At 70.1% G+C, this 16,553-nt stretch carries 13 protein-coding genes; 11 read left to right on the forward strand and 2 right to left on the reverse strand.

What is annotated here, in order from left to right; all coding sequences use genetic code 11:
* Positions 1 to 42 precede the first annotated feature (42 nt).
* From VKH46_08455 to VKH46_08465, 3 genes are read left to right on the forward strand one after another with little or no spacing between them, the layout of a single operon-like run.
* Complete coding sequence (locus VKH46_08455; GenBank protein ID HKB70859.1) at positions 43 to 1,134, forward strand: hypothetical protein; 1,092 nt, start codon at positions 43 to 45, stop codon at positions 1,132 to 1,134.
* Positions 1,112 to 2,683 (forward strand): glycerol-3-phosphate dehydrogenase/oxidase, encoded by a 1,572-nt coding sequence (locus tag VKH46_08460; protein ID HKB70860.1) that lies wholly within the window; start codon positions 1,112 to 1,114, stop codon positions 2,681 to 2,683. Before VKH46_08455 ends, VKH46_08460 begins: the two co-directional genes overlap by 23 nt.
* Positions 2,684 to 2,701: 18 nt before the next feature.
* Positions 2,702 to 3,595 (forward strand): hypothetical protein, encoded by an 894-nt coding sequence (locus VKH46_08465; GenBank protein HKB70861.1) that lies wholly within the window; start codon positions 2,702 to 2,704, stop codon positions 3,593 to 3,595.
* Positions 3,596 to 3,610: 15 nt separating this feature from the next.
* On the opposite strand, the gene VKH46_08470 is transcribed toward VKH46_08465, so the two are convergent.
* Together VKH46_08470 and VKH46_08475 are read right to left on the reverse strand one after the other, a co-directional pair.
* Positions 3,611 to 4,066, reverse strand: coding sequence for a carboxypeptidase-like regulatory domain-containing protein (locus tag VKH46_08470; protein ID HKB70862.1), 456 nt, complete (start codon positions 4,064 to 4,066; stop codon positions 3,611 to 3,613).
* Between the two features lie 8 nt (positions 4,067 to 4,074).
* Positions 4,075 to 5,748 carry a M28 family peptidase gene (locus tag VKH46_08475; GenBank protein HKB70863.1) on the reverse strand — a complete coding sequence of 558 codons (1,674 nt, stop codon included), beginning with the start codon at positions 5,746 to 5,748 and terminating at the stop codon, positions 4,075 to 4,077.
* Positions 5,749 to 5,791: 43 nt separating this feature from the next.
* Here VKH46_08475 and VKH46_08480 point away from each other — a divergent pair, with 43 nt between their 5' ends.
* The 8 genes from VKH46_08480 to VKH46_08515 form a co-directional block, all read left to right on the forward strand.
* Positions 5,792 to 6,271, forward strand: a complete 480-nt coding sequence (locus VKH46_08480; GenBank protein ID HKB70864.1) for an OsmC family protein — start codon at positions 5,792 to 5,794, stop codon at positions 6,269 to 6,271.
* A gap of 114 nt (positions 6,272 to 6,385) precedes the next feature.
* Positions 6,386 to 8,635: a DUF5916 domain-containing protein gene (locus VKH46_08485; protein ID HKB70865.1), complete on the forward strand. Its 2,250-nt coding sequence runs from the start codon at positions 6,386 to 6,388 to the stop codon at positions 8,633 to 8,635.
* A gap of 214 nt (positions 8,636 to 8,849) precedes the next feature.
* Complete coding sequence (locus VKH46_08490) at positions 8,850 to 9,401, forward strand: YbhB/YbcL family Raf kinase inhibitor-like protein (GenBank protein ID HKB70866.1); 552 nt, start codon at positions 8,850 to 8,852, stop codon at positions 9,399 to 9,401.
* 392 nt (positions 9,402 to 9,793) lie between these two features.
* Positions 9,794 to 10,396 (forward strand): DUF4230 domain-containing protein, encoded by a 603-nt coding sequence (locus VKH46_08495; protein HKB70867.1) that lies wholly within the window; start codon positions 9,794 to 9,796, stop codon positions 10,394 to 10,396.
* A 72-nt stretch (positions 10,397 to 10,468) separates the two neighbouring features.
* Positions 10,469 to 11,032 (forward strand): RNA polymerase sigma factor, encoded by a 564-nt coding sequence (locus VKH46_08500; GenBank protein HKB70868.1) that lies wholly within the window; start codon positions 10,469 to 10,471, stop codon positions 11,030 to 11,032.
* Positions 11,011 to 11,952, forward strand: coding sequence for a HEAT repeat domain-containing protein (locus VKH46_08505; GenBank protein HKB70869.1), 942 nt, complete (start codon positions 11,011 to 11,013; stop codon positions 11,950 to 11,952). Before VKH46_08500 ends, VKH46_08505 begins: the two co-directional genes overlap by 22 nt.
* A gap of 8 nt (positions 11,953 to 11,960) precedes the next feature.
* A complete protein-coding gene (locus VKH46_08510) occupies positions 11,961 to 13,976 on the forward strand; it encodes a DUF4097 family beta strand repeat-containing protein (protein ID HKB70870.1) in 2,016 nt (671 codons plus the stop codon).
* A gap of 411 nt (positions 13,977 to 14,387) precedes the next feature.
* The coding region (locus tag VKH46_08515) for a DUF5916 domain-containing protein (protein HKB70871.1) at positions 14,388 to 16,553 on the forward strand (2,166 nt) is incomplete at its 3' end.

The raw sequence follows: 16,553 nt of genomic DNA on the forward strand, positions 1-16,553 counted from the left end.
GCGCCGACGGCGCGAGCCGCCGGAAGCCGTTAAGATCGCCGCGTGACGGAGGACCGGGGCTTCGAGGCGCTCGCGGACCTGCGGCGGGCGGATCCCGCCCGCATCGCGCTGGACGTCGAAGGAGACTCGTTCTACCGCTACGGCGAGCGCCTCGGCCTCGTCCAGGTCGCCTACGCGGGCGCGGTCCGCGTGCACGACCCGCTGTCGGACGATCTCGAGCCCTTCTTCCGCGAGCTCGAGAATCGCGAGCTCGTGCTGCATGGCGCCGACTTCGACCTGCGCCTGCTCCACGCGAAGTACGGGTTCGCTCCCGCGCGCGTCTTCGACACGATGCTCGCGGCGCGTTTCCTGAACCTGCCGAAGTTCGGGCTCTCCGATCTCTACGAGAAGTATTTCGGCATCGTCCTCGAGAAGAAGTACCAGCGCGCGGACTGGTGCCGCCGGCCGCTCTCCGACGAGCTCCTCGCCTACGCGCGCAAGGACGTCGAGCGGCTGGAGGAGCTCGGCTCGATCCTCGCCGGCGAGCTCTCGCGGCTCGGCCGGGGCGCGTGGCACGCCGAAGAGTGCGCCAACGTCGTGGCGAAGACCGTCCGGAGCGCGGCCCGGCCCCCGGACCCCGACGTGTGGCGGGTGAAAGGCTCGGGCGCGCTCGGCCGGAAGGAGCTCGCGTATCTCCAGGAGCTCGCCGCCGCGCGCGACCGCGTCGCCCGGGAGCTCGACCGCGCGCTCTTCCGGGTGCTTTCCGCCGAGGACCTCATCCGGCTCTCGCGTCTCGCCGCCGAAGACCCGGCCTCCGCGCTGCGCCGGTTTCCGCGCGCCCTACCCGGCGGGCTGCTCCGCGAGCTCCAGGACGCCATTCGCGCGGCCGGGGACCTCACGCCCGACCTCTGGCCCTCGCTTCCGCCGCCGGGACGGCGGCCCGACCCGGGGCTCGAGCGCCGGGTCGTCGCGCTCGCGAAGAAGAAGGAGGAGGTCGCCGGCGCGCTCGAGCTCGATTCCGGATTCCTCCTCTCGCGATCGGCGCTCGCGCGCGTCGCGGCGGCGCAGCCGTCGACGCCCGCCGAGCTCGAGACGCTCCTCGACTCGCGCTGGCGCGCGGCCGTGCTGAAAGATGCCCTCCTCGGAGCTCCATGACGTCGCCGTTCTCGGCGGCGGCATCACCGGCGCCGCGGTCGCCCGCGAAGCGTCGCGGCGCGGCTTTTCCGTCGTGCTGCTCGAGAAGGGAGACTTCGCCTCCGGCGCCTCGTCGAAATCGTCGAAGCTGATCCACGGCGGGCAGCGCTATCTCGAATCCTTCCACTTCGGACTCGTGCGCGAGTCGTGCCTCGAGCGCGCGGCGCTCGGCAGGCTCGCGCCCCACCTCGTCCGGCCGCTTCCCTTCCTTTTCCCGATCGGCGAGGCGAGCGCTCCCCCGCGGCCGATGCTCGCCGCCGGCCTCGCGCTCTACCGCGCTCTCGCGGCCGGAACGCGGACCGAGCCGGCGCGGTTCCTCGCGAAGGAGCGCCCGGAGGTCGCCGCGGAGGCGCCGGGGCTCGACCCGGCCGGATGGACCGGCGCTTACCGTTACTTCGACGCGCAGGCCGACGACGTCCTCCTGACGCTCGCGTTCCTCCGCGACGCCGCGGCGCACGGCGCCCGGCTCTTCTCCTACACGGCAGTCCTCCGGATCGCGCGCGCGCCCGGAGGCGACGTTTCGGGCGTGGAAACGGAGGACCGGCGGACCGGCGAGCGCGCCGCGTTCGGCGCCCGCGTCGTCGTCTCCGCGCTCGGCCCGTGGTCGAACGCGCTTTCCGGACTCGTCGGCGAGGAGCTTCCCGACTCGGTGCGCCCTTCGCGCGGGTCCCACTTCTACCTCCCCGCCGGCGTGCTCCCGGTCCGCGCGGCGGTCGTGCTCCTCGACCGCGGCGGACGGCGCTGCTATGCGATCCCGTGGCGCGGCGGCACCCTCCTCGGAACGACCGACGCCGACGACCCGGTCTCGCCCGACGCCGTCGCGCCGACCGCCGGCGACCGGGCCGATCTGCTCGACGCCGCGCGCCGGTTCTTCCCGTCGGCGAACCTCGACGACGCGTCGATCGCGGGGGGATTCGCGGGGCTGCGCCCGCTTCTGGCGGCGACGCGCGATCACTCGCCGGACGACGCCTCGCGGGAGGAGTCGATCGCCGAGCCGGTTCCGCGGCTCATCGTCTCGGTCGGGGGAAAGCTCACGACGGCGCGCAAGACCGCCGGCCGCGTCGTCGACCGCGCGGAACGGATCCTCGACCGCGATTTCGGCCGCAGGAGGCCGGCGCGCCCTCGCGAGTCCCCTCTGCCCGGGGGCGCGATCGCGGATTTCGAAGCGTTCCGCGCCGATCTGCGCCGCGAAGCCTTTCGGCGGCTCGGCCTCTCCGAGGCGCAGGCGGACCGCGTGGTCGAGCGCGAAGGCGCGGACGCGCCGGCCGCGATCGACCGCATGGCCCGCGAACCCGACCTCGCGCGGCCGATCTCGGAGCGCCTTCCGTACACGGTTTCCGATCTCGTCTGGGGAGTCGAGCGCGCGGGAGCAAAGACGGTCGACGACCTCCTTTCGCGGCGCGTGCGCCTCGCCTGGGAATCCCCGGCGGAGGCGCGAGCCGTCGCGGGGCGGGCGGAGGAGATCCTCCGGGAGGCCGGCGCGAAACCTATCCCGGAGCCGGGCGTCTGACGGTCGAAGGAGACCGCCATGAGCCCACGCGCCCTCGCCTGGATCGTTTTCCCCGCCGCCCTGCTCGCCGCGGCCGCGGCGGACGCCCGCGTCGGGCGCCACGGCCGCAACATTTCGACGACGGGCCGGGAGGGGATCACCCGGTGCGAACAGTGGCACGTCGAATTCGACGGCCGCGACGCCGCGGTGGCCCAGGATTCCCTCACGATCCCGCTCGCCGAAGCGTCCCCGCTCGTCGCCGGACCGACCGAGAACGGCGGAATGACCGTGATCGGATCGGACGCTCCGGATTTCCACGTCACGCTCTGCAAGGCGGTTCCCGACGACGATGCCGCGGCGCTCGGCAGGATCGGAATCTCCCGGGAGCGAGGGCGGCTGACGGTCCACGGGCCTTCGGGAGAAGATTGGACCGCCCACCTGATCGTACGGGCGCCGAAGAACGCTTCCGTCGATCTCGAGACGCACAACGGACCGGTTTCCCTTGCGGATTTCACGGGCCGGGCCCGCATCGCGAGCGAGAACGGGCCCGTCAGTCTCCGGCGCTCCTCCGGCGACCTCGAAGTCCGGACCACGAACGGGCCGATCCGCTTCGAAGGAGGCTCCGGAAAGGTCCACCTCGAAGCCGAGAACGGCCCGCTGTCGGTCGATCTGCAGAATTCGGCATGGACCGGCGGCGAGCTCGAGGGACGGACGCAGAACGGACCCGTGCACCTCGATCTGGCGGAAAACTACGCGTCGGGCGTGCTCGTGACGACGGCCGGGCGATCGCCGGTCCACTGCGGGGCCGACGCCTACCGGAACGCGCGGCGCAACCGGGACGACGACGGGAAGACGATCGCGTGGGGCGCCGGGAGCCCGCTCGTGCGGCTCTCGACCGAGAACGGGCCGGTCTCGATCGGCAACCGGGACTGACACCGGTTCGCCGGATCACTCGGGCGGCGCTGGGCCGGCGAACGCCTCCCGGATGAGCTTCAGCCGGATCCCGTCGATCGGATGCCCGGGCTCCGTGGCGACGTCCACGTAGCCCGGGTCGTCCCGCGAGGGCGTCAGGACCGAGATCTTCCCGAGCCGCAAAAGGAAGGAGTACTCCGCGGGCGCCGCGAGCTCGAGCGAGAAGCGGCCGTCCCGGCCGGTCGTGTCGGGCGGACACCAGGGATAGTCTTTCCCCCGCGGAAGACCCGTCACTTCGATGCCGGCGACGGGCCTGCCGGTTTCCGCGTCGACGACGATCCCGGAAACGCGCACCTTCGGCGCCCGGCGGAGCGCGAGGATCTGCGGCGACGGCTTCGGCGCGGCGGCGCAGGCGGCCGTCAGCGCCGCCAGGATCGCCGCCGCGAGCCGCGCGGAGAGAGTCCACCGCGGCGGGATCCGGGCGCTCCGCATCGCCTCGCTCAGTGGGAGAGCGCGACCGCCGCCGGGAAGCCCTCTTTCTCGAGCTTCGGCATCTCGGGAGCGTTCGACACGGCGTCCATCAGCCGCAGGATGAACCGCGCTTCCTGCACGGTTCCGGCCAGGTTCCATTTCGGATCGAACTCGTCCGACGGCTGGTGATAGTGATGGTTGTTGTAGTCCTGGAAGAGCTTTTCGCCGTACGCCGCGTCGTGGCCGCGGATCAGCCATCCCGGCTCGACGTTGATCGCCGGGACGCCCACGCGGACGAAGGAGAAATGGTCCGACCGGAAATACGAGCCCTGCTCCGGGTGCGCGTCCGGATCGAGCTTCACGTTCACCGCCTGCGCGACCCGCCGCGCGAGCGGCTCGAGCGTCGTGCGGTCGACCCCGAGCAGCGTGAAGTCGGCCGTCTCGCCGTGGACCGACAGAACGTCCATGTTGAAGTCGGCGGCGATCCTGTCCGCCGGTACCGGCGTGTGCCGGGCGAGATAGAGCGATCCGAGGAGGCCCTGCTCCTCCGCGGTCACGCCGACGAAGAGGATCGACCGTTTCGGCTTCCATCGCCCGTCGGCCGCCGCCCGCGCCATCTCCAGCATCGCCGCGGTCCCGCTGGCGTTGTCCACGGCCCCGTTGTAGATCGTGTCGCCGCGGGCGTCCGGGGCGCCGACGCCGAGATGGTCGAAGTGCGCGCTCACCGCGACGTAGGTGCTCTTCTTCGCCGGATCGGAGCCGGGCAGGATGCCGACGACGTTCTCGGTCTTGTAGGGACGGACCTTGAAAGCGAGCTTCCCCTCCGCTCGCGTCTGCAGCGCAACGGGCCGGAAGCCCGGCTTCCCGGCGCGGGCGATCATCTCGTCCAGGTTCATTCCGTTGTCCGCGAAGAGACGCTCGGCGACCTCCCGGGTGATCCACCCGTTGAGCGGAACGTCGCGGGTTCCCTTCTCGAGGGGGAGCTGCGCCTGTTCGCCCGACCAGGAGTTGCGGACCACCTGCCAGCCGTATCCGGCCAGAGCATCGGTGTGCACGAGGAGGATCCCGGCGGCATGGCGCCGCGCCGCCTCCTCGTACTTGTACGTCCAGCGGCCGTAATAGGTCAGCGCCCGGCCGCCGAAGAACTTCGGGTCCGCCGACGGCGGGTCGTTGACGAGGCAGACGAGGAGCTTGCCGGAGGCGTCGGAGTTCGCGTAGTCGTCCCAGTGCATCTCCGGCGCCGTGATGCCGTACCCGACGAAGAGAACGGGAGCGTCGATGGCGGCCTCCGGGCGCTGGTCGCGCGTCGAGAGCACCGAGTTCTCCCCGTTCTTCAGCACGATCTTCCCCTTCGGCGTGTCCAGGTCGAGCTCGCTCGACGGGTCCGTCGACACGCCGACCATCTCGAAGTTCTGGAGGTACGTCCCGTCGTCTCCGGCGGGCCGCAGGCCGTCCTCGGCGAACTCCGCGGCGATGTAGCGGGCCGCGATCTCCGACCCGCGCGCGCCGGTGCCGCGCCCTTCGAGCAGGTCGTCGGCGAGGAAACGGATGCGGGCGGAGATCCGAGGCGCGGATACGGCCGCGAGCGTTCGGGCGAGCCCGTCGCCGGAAGCCGGCGGCGCGGACGAAGGGGATTCGGCCAACGCCGCGGCCGCGGCGAGGGCGGCGGCAGCGGACAGGAGCGAGCGAAGAGATCGGGTCATGAAGCCTCCTCCCGCCGATTCTACAGAACTGGGTCGCTCCGCTATGATCCGCGCGGAGGACCGCATGGCCGACGAGGAACGAGAGGAAACGCACCGGTTCCAGGTTTCCGTGACGTGGGAAGGAGACGCCGCCGGGAGCGGCCGGATCCAGGGACGGGACGGGCTGACGATCCCGTGCGGCTCGGCCTCCGAGCTCGGCGGATCCGGCCGGGGCGCGAATCCGGAGGACCTGCTGCTGTCGGCGGTCGGCGCCTGTTTCGTCGGCACGTGGGCGATCTTCCTGAAAAAGCTCGGGATCGCGTACGCCGAGCCGTCGCTCTCGGTCAAAGGCACGCTCGAGAAGGACCCCGGGGGCGGGTACCGGATGTCGGCGATCGAGATCGCCTGCGCGGTTCCCGAGTCCCTGCTCGAGCGCGACCGCGCCGCGGTCGAGAAGACGCTCAAGCTCGCCGAGAAATACTGCATCATTTCCAAGGTCGCCCGGGCTTCCATGCCCGTCCACGTGGCGATCGCGTCGATCTGACGATCCGAATCGGCCGTGCGCGGGACGATTCCGACCCTGCGGACCGTCGCCGGTCTGACCGCCTCGAACCTTTCGGGCGAAACCTTTTCGGGGAATTCGCGTCGAAGCAGAGCAATGAGGGATAACTGCGCCCGCCTGCTCCTCCTTTTCTTCTCGGCGGGGATCGCCGCCGTCGCTCGCGCCCAGGAGCCGCCTCCGCCGCTCGCGATCCCCCGGACGACCGGCGTGATCACGGTGGACGGCAGTCTGGGAGACCCCGGCTGGAAAGACGCGGCCGTGATCGACCGGTTCTGGGAGACGCAGCCGGGCGACGACGTCGAGCCTCCCGTCAAGACGATCGCGCGGGTGACGTATGACGACCTCTTCTTCTACATCTCCCTCGACTGCCGCGACCCCCATCCGGAGAAGATCCGTGCCCCGTACGTCGACCGCGACAACGTCATCGGCACGGACGACAACGTCGCGATCTTCCTCGACACGCGCGACGATCACCGCTCCGCCATCGAGTTCCGCGTCAATCCGCGCGGGATCCAGGGGGACGCGAGCTACAACGACGCCAACGGCAACGAGGACTTCTCCCCCGACTTCTTCTACGACACCGCGGCGCAGATCACGGCGACGGGCTGGACCGCCGAGGTGCGCATCCCGTTCTCCTCGCTGCGGTATCCGAACAAAGACCCGCAGCAATGGGGGATCCTCGTCTGGCGCAACTATCCGCGCGAATTCCGCTACGCGTTCCACAGCAGCCCCATCCCGCGCAACTCGAACTGCTGGCTCTGCCACGAGATGCAGCTCACCGGGCTCACCGGGCTTCCCGGCGGCGGACACATCGTCGCCGCGCCGTACGTCACCGCGAAGGAGGAGGGCCGTCCCCGCGGCGGCGCCGGGTCCGAGATCGTCAACCGGCCCACGCGAGGAGACGCGGGACTCGACGTGAAATGGACGCCCAACGCGAGCACGGCGCTCGACGCGACGATCAACCCCGACTTTTCCCAGGTCGAGTCGGACGTGGGACAGATCAGCGTCAACAACCGGTTCGCGCTCTTCTTCCCGGAGAAGCGCCCGTTCTTCCTGGAAAGCGTCGACCTGTTCGACACGCCGATCCAGGCCGTTTACACGCGGACGATCACGTCGCCGCGCTGGGGAGCGCGCGCGACCGGAAAGTTCGACGCGTCGACGTACACGCTCCTCGTCTCGGAGGACCGCGGCGGGGGAAGCGTGATCATTCCGGGACCGACGCAGTCGGATTTCGCGCCGCAGGACTTCTCCTCGATCGCGGCGATCGGACGGATCCGCCAGGACGTCGGAGGGTCCTTCGGCGGGCTCCTGCTGACCGACCGCGAGATCGAGGGAGGGGCCGGGGGGCACAACCGCGTGCTCGGTCCCGATTTCCAGTGGCGGCCGGGAGACAAGGACCAGGTGACCGCTCAGCTCCTCGGCAGCGACACGCAGACGCCGAACCGCCCCGATCTCGCTCCCGAATGGAACGGCCGGCGGTTCTCCTCGCGGGCGATCTTCCTCTCGTGGCTCCACACCGGTCCGCACTGGGTGTTTCGTTCGACGTACCAGGACATCGGCGACGGGTTTCGGGCCGACGACGGCTTCGTTCCGCAGGTCGGGTTCCGGCAGGAGCGGCAATTCGCCGGCTACACGTTCTACCCGAAGGGGTTCTTCAACCGCGTGCAGCCGTACGTCGTCGTCAATTATCTGGCCGACGCCGACGGCGCGCTGGTCCAGCGCCAGACTTTTCCCGGCGTGTCGGCGAGCGGCCGCTACAATCTGAACGCGGAGCTCGACTACAACTGGAAGCAGAAGGACCGGGTCGCCGATCGCGATCTCGAGGCGACGAACGTCGCCTATTTCCTCCAGATCGACCCCTCCCGCCGGATCTCCCGCCTGACCCTCGTGGGATTCTTCGGCGAGCACCCGGACGTCGCCAACGTCCGGGTCGGCCGGGGCGGAGAGATCGAGGCGGACGCCACGATCAAGCCGACGGACCACCTCGAGCTCGACTTCAACAGCGATCGCCAGTGGCTCGACGTCGACTCCGACGGCCGGCACGGGCGGCTCTTCACGGCGCAGATCGAACGGCTCAAGGCGACCTACAACTTCACGGCGCGGACGTTCCTGCGCGTCATCGGGCAATACCTGGACGTCCGCACCGACCCGTCGCTCTACACGTTCTCCGGCGTGCCGAAGCGTTCGGGCGGCTTCGACGGGTCCGCGCTCTTTTCGTACAAGCTCAACTGGCAGACGGTCTTCTTCCTCGGCTACGGCGACAGCCGGGTGCTCGAGCCCAAGGGAGATCTCCTGCGCTCCGACCGTCAGTTTTTCCTGAAGATCTCCTACGCCTTTCAGCGCTAGGGGTGGCTGGCGCGGCCATGCATCGAGCCGGACGGGCGCGTGCCGCCCGGCTGCGGCGCTCGCCGTACGCCCCGGTACGACTCGGCCGCAGCCCGGGCAACCCGCATCCCGTCGGGCTCGCGCCTCGCCGCGCCTCATCCGATTCCCATGTCATGGCGACGTGGGGGCTACTGGAAATTCCAGTGGGACCGATCGTCTGCTCTAGAATTGACGCATGACCGGCATCTGGCTGGGCGCGGGCTTCCTGATCGCCGCCGTCGCGGGCGGACGGGCGGGAACGCGCCTTTCCGTCCAGAGCTCGTCCTTTCGGGCGGGCGCGGCGATCCCCCGCAAGCACACGTGCGACGGAGACGACGTCTCCCCCGCGCTCTCCTGGTCGGGAGCGCCGGAAGGCACGAAGGAATTGGCTCTCCTCTGCGAAGATCCCGACGCTCCCGGCGGGACGTTCGTGCACTGGGTCCTCTGGGGAATTCCCGGCGGGACGACCGATCTGCCCGAGGGCGTCGCGGCCGGCGACGCGGTCCCGGGACTGGCGCAGGCGCGCCAGGGGACCAACGGCTTTCGAATCCGCGGATACCGCGGCCCGTGCCCGCCTCCCGGCAAGCCCCATCACTATCATTTTCGCGTGTACGCGCTGGGCGCACGGCTCGACCTCCCCGCCGGCTCGACGATCGAGCGCGTGCGCGAGTCGATGAACGGACACGTTCTCGCCGAGGGAGAGCTCATCGGGATTTACGGCCGCGACGGCAGCACAGCTCGCGCCTGAGGCGCTCGACGGTTTGCTGCCTCTCAGATCGCGGACCTCCTCCTCGCCGGGCGCTTGCGCACACACGGAGCTGCGAGCGCAGGGAGCGGCCGAATTCCCTTCTCCCCACGGGAGAAGGTGACGGCCGAAGCGAAGCGAGAGCCGTCGGATGAGGGAGCCGCATAGCGGCGTGCGCTGCGCGTTCATTCCGGCGACGAGACTTTCCGCGATCTGACCTCCGTCGCTCGTCCCTGAGGGACTCGACGACTCCGGCGCCCCTGGCCCCGAGCCGCGTTCGCGACCTCTCGGCGCTCGGATCGCGAACGGCCCCCGAAAAGGAGCGCGCCGCGCTCATATCGATGAGCGATCCGGCCGTTCGCGCCGGGAGATCATTTGCGACAGAATCGATCGCCGTGCGACGCCTTCTTCTCCTCGCTCTCCCCTGGGTCCTCGCCGCCCTCTTCCTCTTCACGACGATCGAGCTCCTGCTCCATCGCAAGCCCGCCAGGGCGGCGGTCTCGGTCGACTCGGCGCCCGTCGTCATGGCGATGAAGAAGATCGCGCGGCTGGCGACCGTCGAGGTTCAGGTCTCCGACGTCGTCAAGTACGAGGAGTTCAAGAGCTTCCTCTTCATGAGCTTCCCGAAGAGCGCGACGCTGCGGGTGCGCGGATCGGTCCTTGGCGGCTTCGACCTCCAGCGGGACGGCGTCTCCGTCGTCGCCCACCCGGAAACGCGGAAGGTCGAGATCCGGATGCCCCGCCCCGCCATCCTCGCCGTCGACCCGAAGCTCGAGTGGTTCGACGAGAAGAGCGGGATGTTCAACCCGATCACGCCGGCCGACCGGAACCGGTGGATGGCCTGGGCGCGCACGAGCCTCGCGCGGACCGCCCGTCAGGCGGGGATGGACGACAGGGCGAAGGAGCAGGCGAGGAAGCTCCTGGCCGGGGCCGCCGAAGCGCTCGGATGGACGGCGGACGTGGAGTTCCCCGGCGGTCCTCCGGCCCCGCTCCCCTGAGTAACCTTTCGGACGGGATCACGTCATACGAAGGGTGAAGGGAAGCGCGCGTTTGACCGAAGCGGCCCCAAGTTGAAGACGGACCTGGACTTCCTGAACATGGTCCGGCGCGGCGACCCCGCGGGGGCGACCGGTCTCTTCGAAAAATATGCCGACGCGCTTCTTCGGTTCGCGGACCGGATGCTGTCCAACCGGGGCGAGGCGGAAGAGGTCACCCAGGAGGTGTTTCTCAAGATGATCACCCGGGTCGAGCAGTACGACGGACGAGCGGCGGTCTCGTCCTGGCTCTTCGCGATCGCGGCCAACGCGTGCCGCGACCGAATGCGCCGCAACCGGCGCGCGGTCGTCGTGCCGCTCGACGCCGTCGCCGAACCGCCGTCGAAGTCGGAGTCGGTCGAGAACCGGATCCACGAGGGCGATCGCCGCCGGGCGGTCCGGCGGGCGCTGTCGAAGCTCTCCGACGAACAGCGCGAGGCGCTCGTGCTCGCGCGATACCACGGGATGCCGTACGCCGAGATCGCGCGGACCCTGCAGATCACCGAAGGCGCCGTGAAGACCCGGATCTTCCGCGCCATGGAAACGCTCAAGGAAATCTTCTCGGAGGGAGGCGCCACATGGAATGCGATGACGTCGTAGGGCGGGCCGTCGAACGGCTTGCCAATCCCGCGTCGGCGGGGGCCGGTCCGCTCGACGCCCATCTCGACTCCTGCGAAAAGTGCCGGACCGAAGTGGAAGCGATCGAACGGGCGTGGGTCCGTCTCGGCGCGGATCCCGACGCCGCGATGGAGCCGGAGTTTCGCCGCGAGATGCGCGCGATGCTCGAGGCCGAGACGCTCCGCCGGCGCGTCGCGCCGATCCGGGCGCGGCGATGGATGCCGGCGCTCCAGGCCGCGGCGATGCTCGCGATGGGAGCCGGCGGCTACCTCGTCGCCCGCTCGGCGGTCCCCGCGCGGCCGAGCCCGGTCGCGGTCGCTCCCGCCCGCGTCATCGACGCCGACCGGTCGATCCCGGACCTCTCGCGCCAGCCGAAGCTCGCCAACGTCGCGTTCCGCCCGGCCGACGCGTCGGGACGGATCGGCATCTCGTTCGACGTGACGACGCGCTACACGGTCGTCGGAAAGCCGAACGAGAGGGGCGTCGCGGACGTGCTCGCGTACATGGTCTCGGGATCCGGCGCGACGGAGGGGGCGCGCGGCAAGGCGATCGACCTCGTGTCGCAGCACTATTCCGGCGAGACGCCCGTTTCGCCCCAGATCGTCGCGACGCTCGTCGAAACGCTCAGGACCGACAAGAACCCCGGCGTCCGCAAGAAGGCCGCCGAGGCCCTCGGCCAGCTGCCGCCTTCTCCGGAAGTCCGAGACGCGTTCCTTTCGGCCCTCAAGGGGGACGCGAACCCGGCCGTCCGCATCGCCGCCGTCGAGGGGCTCGCGAAGGCCGCGCTGTCGCTGCGCGACCCCGCCGCGATCGAGACGCTGCGCGAGAGGGCCAATGACGACCGCGAGACCGGCTACGTCCGCGTGAAGGCGGCGAAGGCGTTGAAGCGCATCGACCTGTGAGGAGCACCGTGACTTTTCCCGACGCCCGCCGTCTTACCGGCATGAACAGCCACACGACCTCCCGCGACCGAATCTCGCTCTGGATCGTCCTCGCCGTCGGACTGGCGCTGCTCGCCGTCGCGGCAATCTCGCGCGCGGACGATTATTCCGCGGCCGCCCGCCGAACGGACCGTTTCTCCGGGGCCGGCCTCACCCGGCTCTCGCTCGAGAACGTCGGCGGCGACATCCGCGTGTCGGCGGGCGCGGCGTTTTCGGCGACGGCCGACGTCACCGTCCGCGCCGACACGCCGGCGCTCGCGAAGAAGTATCTCGACGCGACGCGGATCGAGCTGCGCAACGACGGGGGCGGCTCCTTCAGCCTCGTGACCGAGGAGCCCGGAGCCCGCGTGTCGCGGCACGGAGGCGGCTGGGACATCGAAGTGCATCGCCGCGGAGCGCGGTTCCGGGTGGAAGCCCGGTTCGCGGTCACCGTCCCCGCCGCCGCGGCCGTGGACGTCCACACGGTCAACGGGAACGTCTCCACCGACGGGATCGGCGGCGCGATCAACGCGCGCTCCGTCAACGGACGCGTGAGGATCTCGGGCGCCCGCCGGGACGTGACCGCGCACACGGTCAACGGCGCGATCGAGGCCTCGCTCGCCGAGCTCCCGCACGGCACGCGCATCGACGCCGAGACGGTCAACGGGGCCATCGAACTCCGGCTCCCGCCCCGTGCGGCGTTCGATTTCCGGGGCCACACGATGAACGGGGACATCGTCTCGACGTTCCCGCTCCCCTTCCACGAGATCCCGGACCAGACGGAACGGATGCGGGCGGAGCGCGAGAAGGTGCGCGCCGAGCAGGAGAAGCTCCGGCGCGAGATCCGGATGCGGAAGGAACACGCGCGCAAGGACGACGACGGAGACGTTGACATCGACCTCTCCGGGCTCGACGAGGGGCTCTACGAGCTGTCGCAGGAGCTCGCCCGGATCGGGCCGGAGATCGCGGCCGCGGTCTCGCAGTCCCTCAATCACACGTATCAGGGTTCCGTCGGCGGCGGCGGAGCCGACGTCAGGTGCTCGACGCTGAACGGCCGGATCGCGGTCCTGGCGGAAGGGACGTCCGACGAACGAGCGAAATCTCTCCTCCCGCGGCGCGGCCGCGGGACGCACGAGGCCCCCGAGCCTCCGGAGCCGCCGGAAGCGCCGGCGGTCCCGGTACCGGCGCCTTCGGTGCTCCGCCCCCCCCGTCCGCCGCGCGCGCCCCGGGCCGGCGTGAACGGAGGAGTGGAAGGCGGCGTCGCCGGCGGAGTCCGCGGCGGGATCCCCGGCGGCGTCCGCGGCGGCGTCCCGGGCGGGATCGAGGAAGGCTCGATCGTCCGGGGCGACATCGCCGGGGACTTCTCGACCACGCTTCCGTTCGGCGACGTCCAGCTCGGAAAGGTTTCGGGGGCGGTGCGGATCGTCACCTACGGCGGGCAGATCCGCGTCGCCGAAGCCGGCAAGGGCGCCGACCTCTCGACGTCCGGCGGCGACATCCAGATCGACGGCGTCCACGGCGACCTGCGGGCGATCACGCACGGCGGCGAGCTCCGTGTCGGTCGCGTCACGGGCGACGCGAAGCTCGAGACCATGGGAGGCGACGTCGACCTGGCTTCCTGCGGCGGCTCGGTCATCGCGAAGACGGGAGGCGGCGACCTGCGGCTCCACCGGATCCGGGGCTCGATTCGCGCGTCGGCGGGGGGCGGGGACGTGCGCTGCGAGATCGTCGGCCGCGAGACTTCCGAGGGCGTCTCGATCGCGAGCGGCTCTGGAGACGTGACGCTCGTCCTCCCGTCGAACTTCCGCGCCGACGTCGACATCCAGGTCGACGGCGTGGACGAGTCGATGGACGCGATCGTCACCGACTTTCCGGAGATCTCGATCTCCCGCCGTCCCTCCTCCATGCGGCAGTCGGCCGGGGGCGCCATCAACGGCGGCGGCCCCAAGGTCTCGATCCGGATCTCGTCGGGGACGGTGCGGCTCAAGAAGGGACCACCCGCGTAACCGTCGCAATCGCGACGCTCGCGGAGCTCGGATCGCGATTGCTCCCGCCGCGGCTCGGGTTCCAACCCTCGACCGCTCCGGCGCCCGACCGGAGCCGCAGAATCCCGGCCGGGAACCCCGCAATCGCGACGCTCGCGCGAGAAGATCCCTCGCTCGTTCGTTGCCGCCGCCCGGCGTCGGCCGGGGAGCTCGGGACTGAGCCCTCCGCGCTCAGGCTCGGACGCGATTGCGCGAGACTTCGTCGCGCCGCGGAAGGCCCCCCAAAAATCGCTGGGCGACCCCTGGCCGCCGGGCTGCTTCACCGTAAACTCTCGTCTGTTCATCCCGCCGGTGGGCTCCTTCTCCGGCCAAATATCCGGCGTGGAACTTCGGCTCGATTCCCTCGTATCAGGAGCGAGGAGAGGGGAACTCTTGCAAAACTGGAACGCGCTGGCAATCGCCCTCGGCGCGCTCGCGGCGGCGGGAGCCGCCGCCGGACAGACGCCGCCGTCCGACGAGCCGCCGATCGAGATCCATCGCGCGGCCGGACCGATCACCGTCGACGGAGACCTGTCGGATCCCGGCTGGCAGGGCGCGGCGAGAGTCGAGACCTTCTACGAGACCAAGCCCGGCGACAACACGCCGCCGAAGGTCCGGACCGTCGGGTTCCTGACGTACGACGGCCACGCGCTCTACGTCGCGTTCGAATGCGACGATCCGGACCCTGCGCGCATCCGCGCACCGTTCGCGGACCGCGACGCCGTCTCCTCCGACACGGACTACGCCGGGATCATCCTCGACACCCGACACGACCGGCGGACGGCGATCGAGTTCCTCGCCAATCCCCGCGGCGTCCAGTACGACGCCGTGCAGGACGACGCGTCGGGCAACGAAGACACGTCCGTCGACCTCTTCTGGGATTCCGCGGGGAAGATCGGGGCGCGGGGTTGGACGCTCGAGATCCGGATCCCCTTCTCGAGCCTCCGGTACGACTCGAGCGCGCGGCCGGTCTGGGGCATCCAGCTCTACCGGAACTCGACGCGCGACACGCGCTATCAGTACTTCTCGAACCGCCTGCCGCGGGACTCGAACTGCTTCATCTGCCACGAGCGGGATCTCGTCGGGCTCGAGGGCCTCCCCTCGGGCGGACACGTCATCGCCGCCCCCTACGTGACCGCGGCGGAACAGGGACGGCGAACCGACGGAGGCGATCTCTCCTCTCCCTGGGTGAACCGCCCCGTGCGGGGCAACGCGGGGCTCGACGTCAAGTGGCTGCCCAACGCCGACACCGCGATCGACGGCACGATCAACCCCGACTTCTCGCAGGTCGAATCGGACGTCGCGCAGATCTCGGCCAACACCCGGTTCGCGCTCTTCTACCCGGAGAAGCGCCCCTTCTTCCTCGAGGGGTTGGATCTCTTCTCGACGCCGATCCCGGCCGTCTACACGCGGACGATCACGTCTCCCCGCTGGGGAATCCGCGGCACCGGCAAGATCGACTCGACGAACTACACGATGCTCGTGACCGAAGACCGCGGCGGCGGGTCGGTGATCGTCCCGGGCCCGCAGTCCTCGACCTTCGTCGACCAGGACTTTTCGTCGATCGCCGGGATCGGCCGCGTTCGGAAGGACTTCGGCCGCTCGTACGTGAGCTTCCTCGCAACGGACCGCGAAGTCGAGGGAACGGGCTACAACCGGGTCTTCGGCCCCGACTTCCAGTGGTCGCCCGACGACTCCAACCAGATCCGCGGCCAGTTCCTCTACTCCGCCTCGCAAAACCCGAACCGCCCGGATCTCTTTTCGGGATGGAACGGCGAGCGCGTGTCCGGCCACGCCGCGTTCGTGAGCTGGGATAACACGGAGCTGACCCATGGCTGGTTCGTGGAAGCCATGGACGTTTCGGACGGCTTCCGCGCCGATGACGGCTTCGTGCCGCAGGTCGGGTACCGCGAAGTCAAGCCGGAGTTCTCCCTGCATTTCTACCCGACGGGCTTTTTCACGCGCCTGCGGCCCCTCGTGATGGCGGACTACACGGCCGACACTTCGGGGCGCACGCTGCGGCAGCGGGTCTTTCCGGGGATCTCCTTCGAGGGCCATCGCAGCCTGCAGGGCGAGGTCGACTACCTCTTCTCCTCCGAGCGCGTCGGAGACAAGCTGATCCCGAAGAACTTCTGGTCGATCTCCGTCCAGTTCTCGCCGTCGAGCGTCTTCGGCCAGATGTCGGTCAGCGGCGAGATCGGAGACCAGATCGACTACGCGAACGCGCGGCCGGGCCACGGCGGGTCGCTCACGCTCTCCTCCCGCATCCAGCCGGAAGACCATCTCGAGCTCCGTCTCGACGAGGCGCTGTCGTGGATCAACGTCGACGCCGGCGAAGGGGAGCGCCGGCGGCTCTTCACCGCCGTTGTCCACCGCCTGAAAGCGACCTACAACTTCACGAACCGGACGTTCCTGCGCGGCATCGTCCAGTACATCAACGAGGACCGCAACCCGGCGCTCTACAACGACACGACGATTCCCCGGCGCGACGCCGCGCTCTCGAGCTCAGTCCTGCTCGCGTACAAGCTCAACTGGCAGAGCGTGCTGTTTCTCGGCTAC

The sequence above is a fragment of the Thermoanaerobaculia bacterium genome, from assembly GCA_035260525.1.
GTDB lineage: Bacteria > Acidobacteriota > Thermoanaerobaculia > UBA5066 > DATFVB01 > DATFVB01.

What these genes read in the sequence shown, in the direction of transcription:
- VKH46_08460 (HKB70860.1), top strand. Translation starts at nt 1,112, where the DNA reads ATGCCCTCCTCGGAGCTCCATGACGTCGCCGTTCTCGGCGGCGGCATC.
- VKH46_08465 (HKB70861.1), top strand. Translation starts at nt 2,702, where the DNA reads ATGAGCCCACGCGCCCTCGCCTGGATCGTTTTCCCCGCCGCCCTGCTC.
- VKH46_08470 (HKB70862.1), bottom strand. Translation starts at nt 4,066, where the DNA reads ATGCGGAGCGCCCGGATCCCGCCGCGGTGGACTCTCTCCGCGCGGCTC.
- VKH46_08475 (HKB70863.1), bottom strand. Translation starts at nt 5,748, where the DNA reads ATGACCCGATCTCTTCGCTCGCTCCTGTCCGCTGCCGCCGCCCTCGCC.
- VKH46_08480 (HKB70864.1), top strand. Translation starts at nt 5,792, where the DNA reads ATGATCCGCGCGGAGGACCGCATGGCCGACGAGGAACGAGAGGAAACG.
- VKH46_08485 (HKB70865.1), top strand. Translation starts at nt 6,386, where the DNA reads ATGAGGGATAACTGCGCCCGCCTGCTCCTCCTTTTCTTCTCGGCGGGG.
- VKH46_08490 (HKB70866.1), top strand. Translation starts at nt 8,850, where the DNA reads ATGACCGGCATCTGGCTGGGCGCGGGCTTCCTGATCGCCGCCGTCGCG.
- VKH46_08505 (HKB70869.1), top strand. Translation starts at nt 11,011, where the DNA reads ATGGAATGCGATGACGTCGTAGGGCGGGCCGTCGAACGGCTTGCCAAT.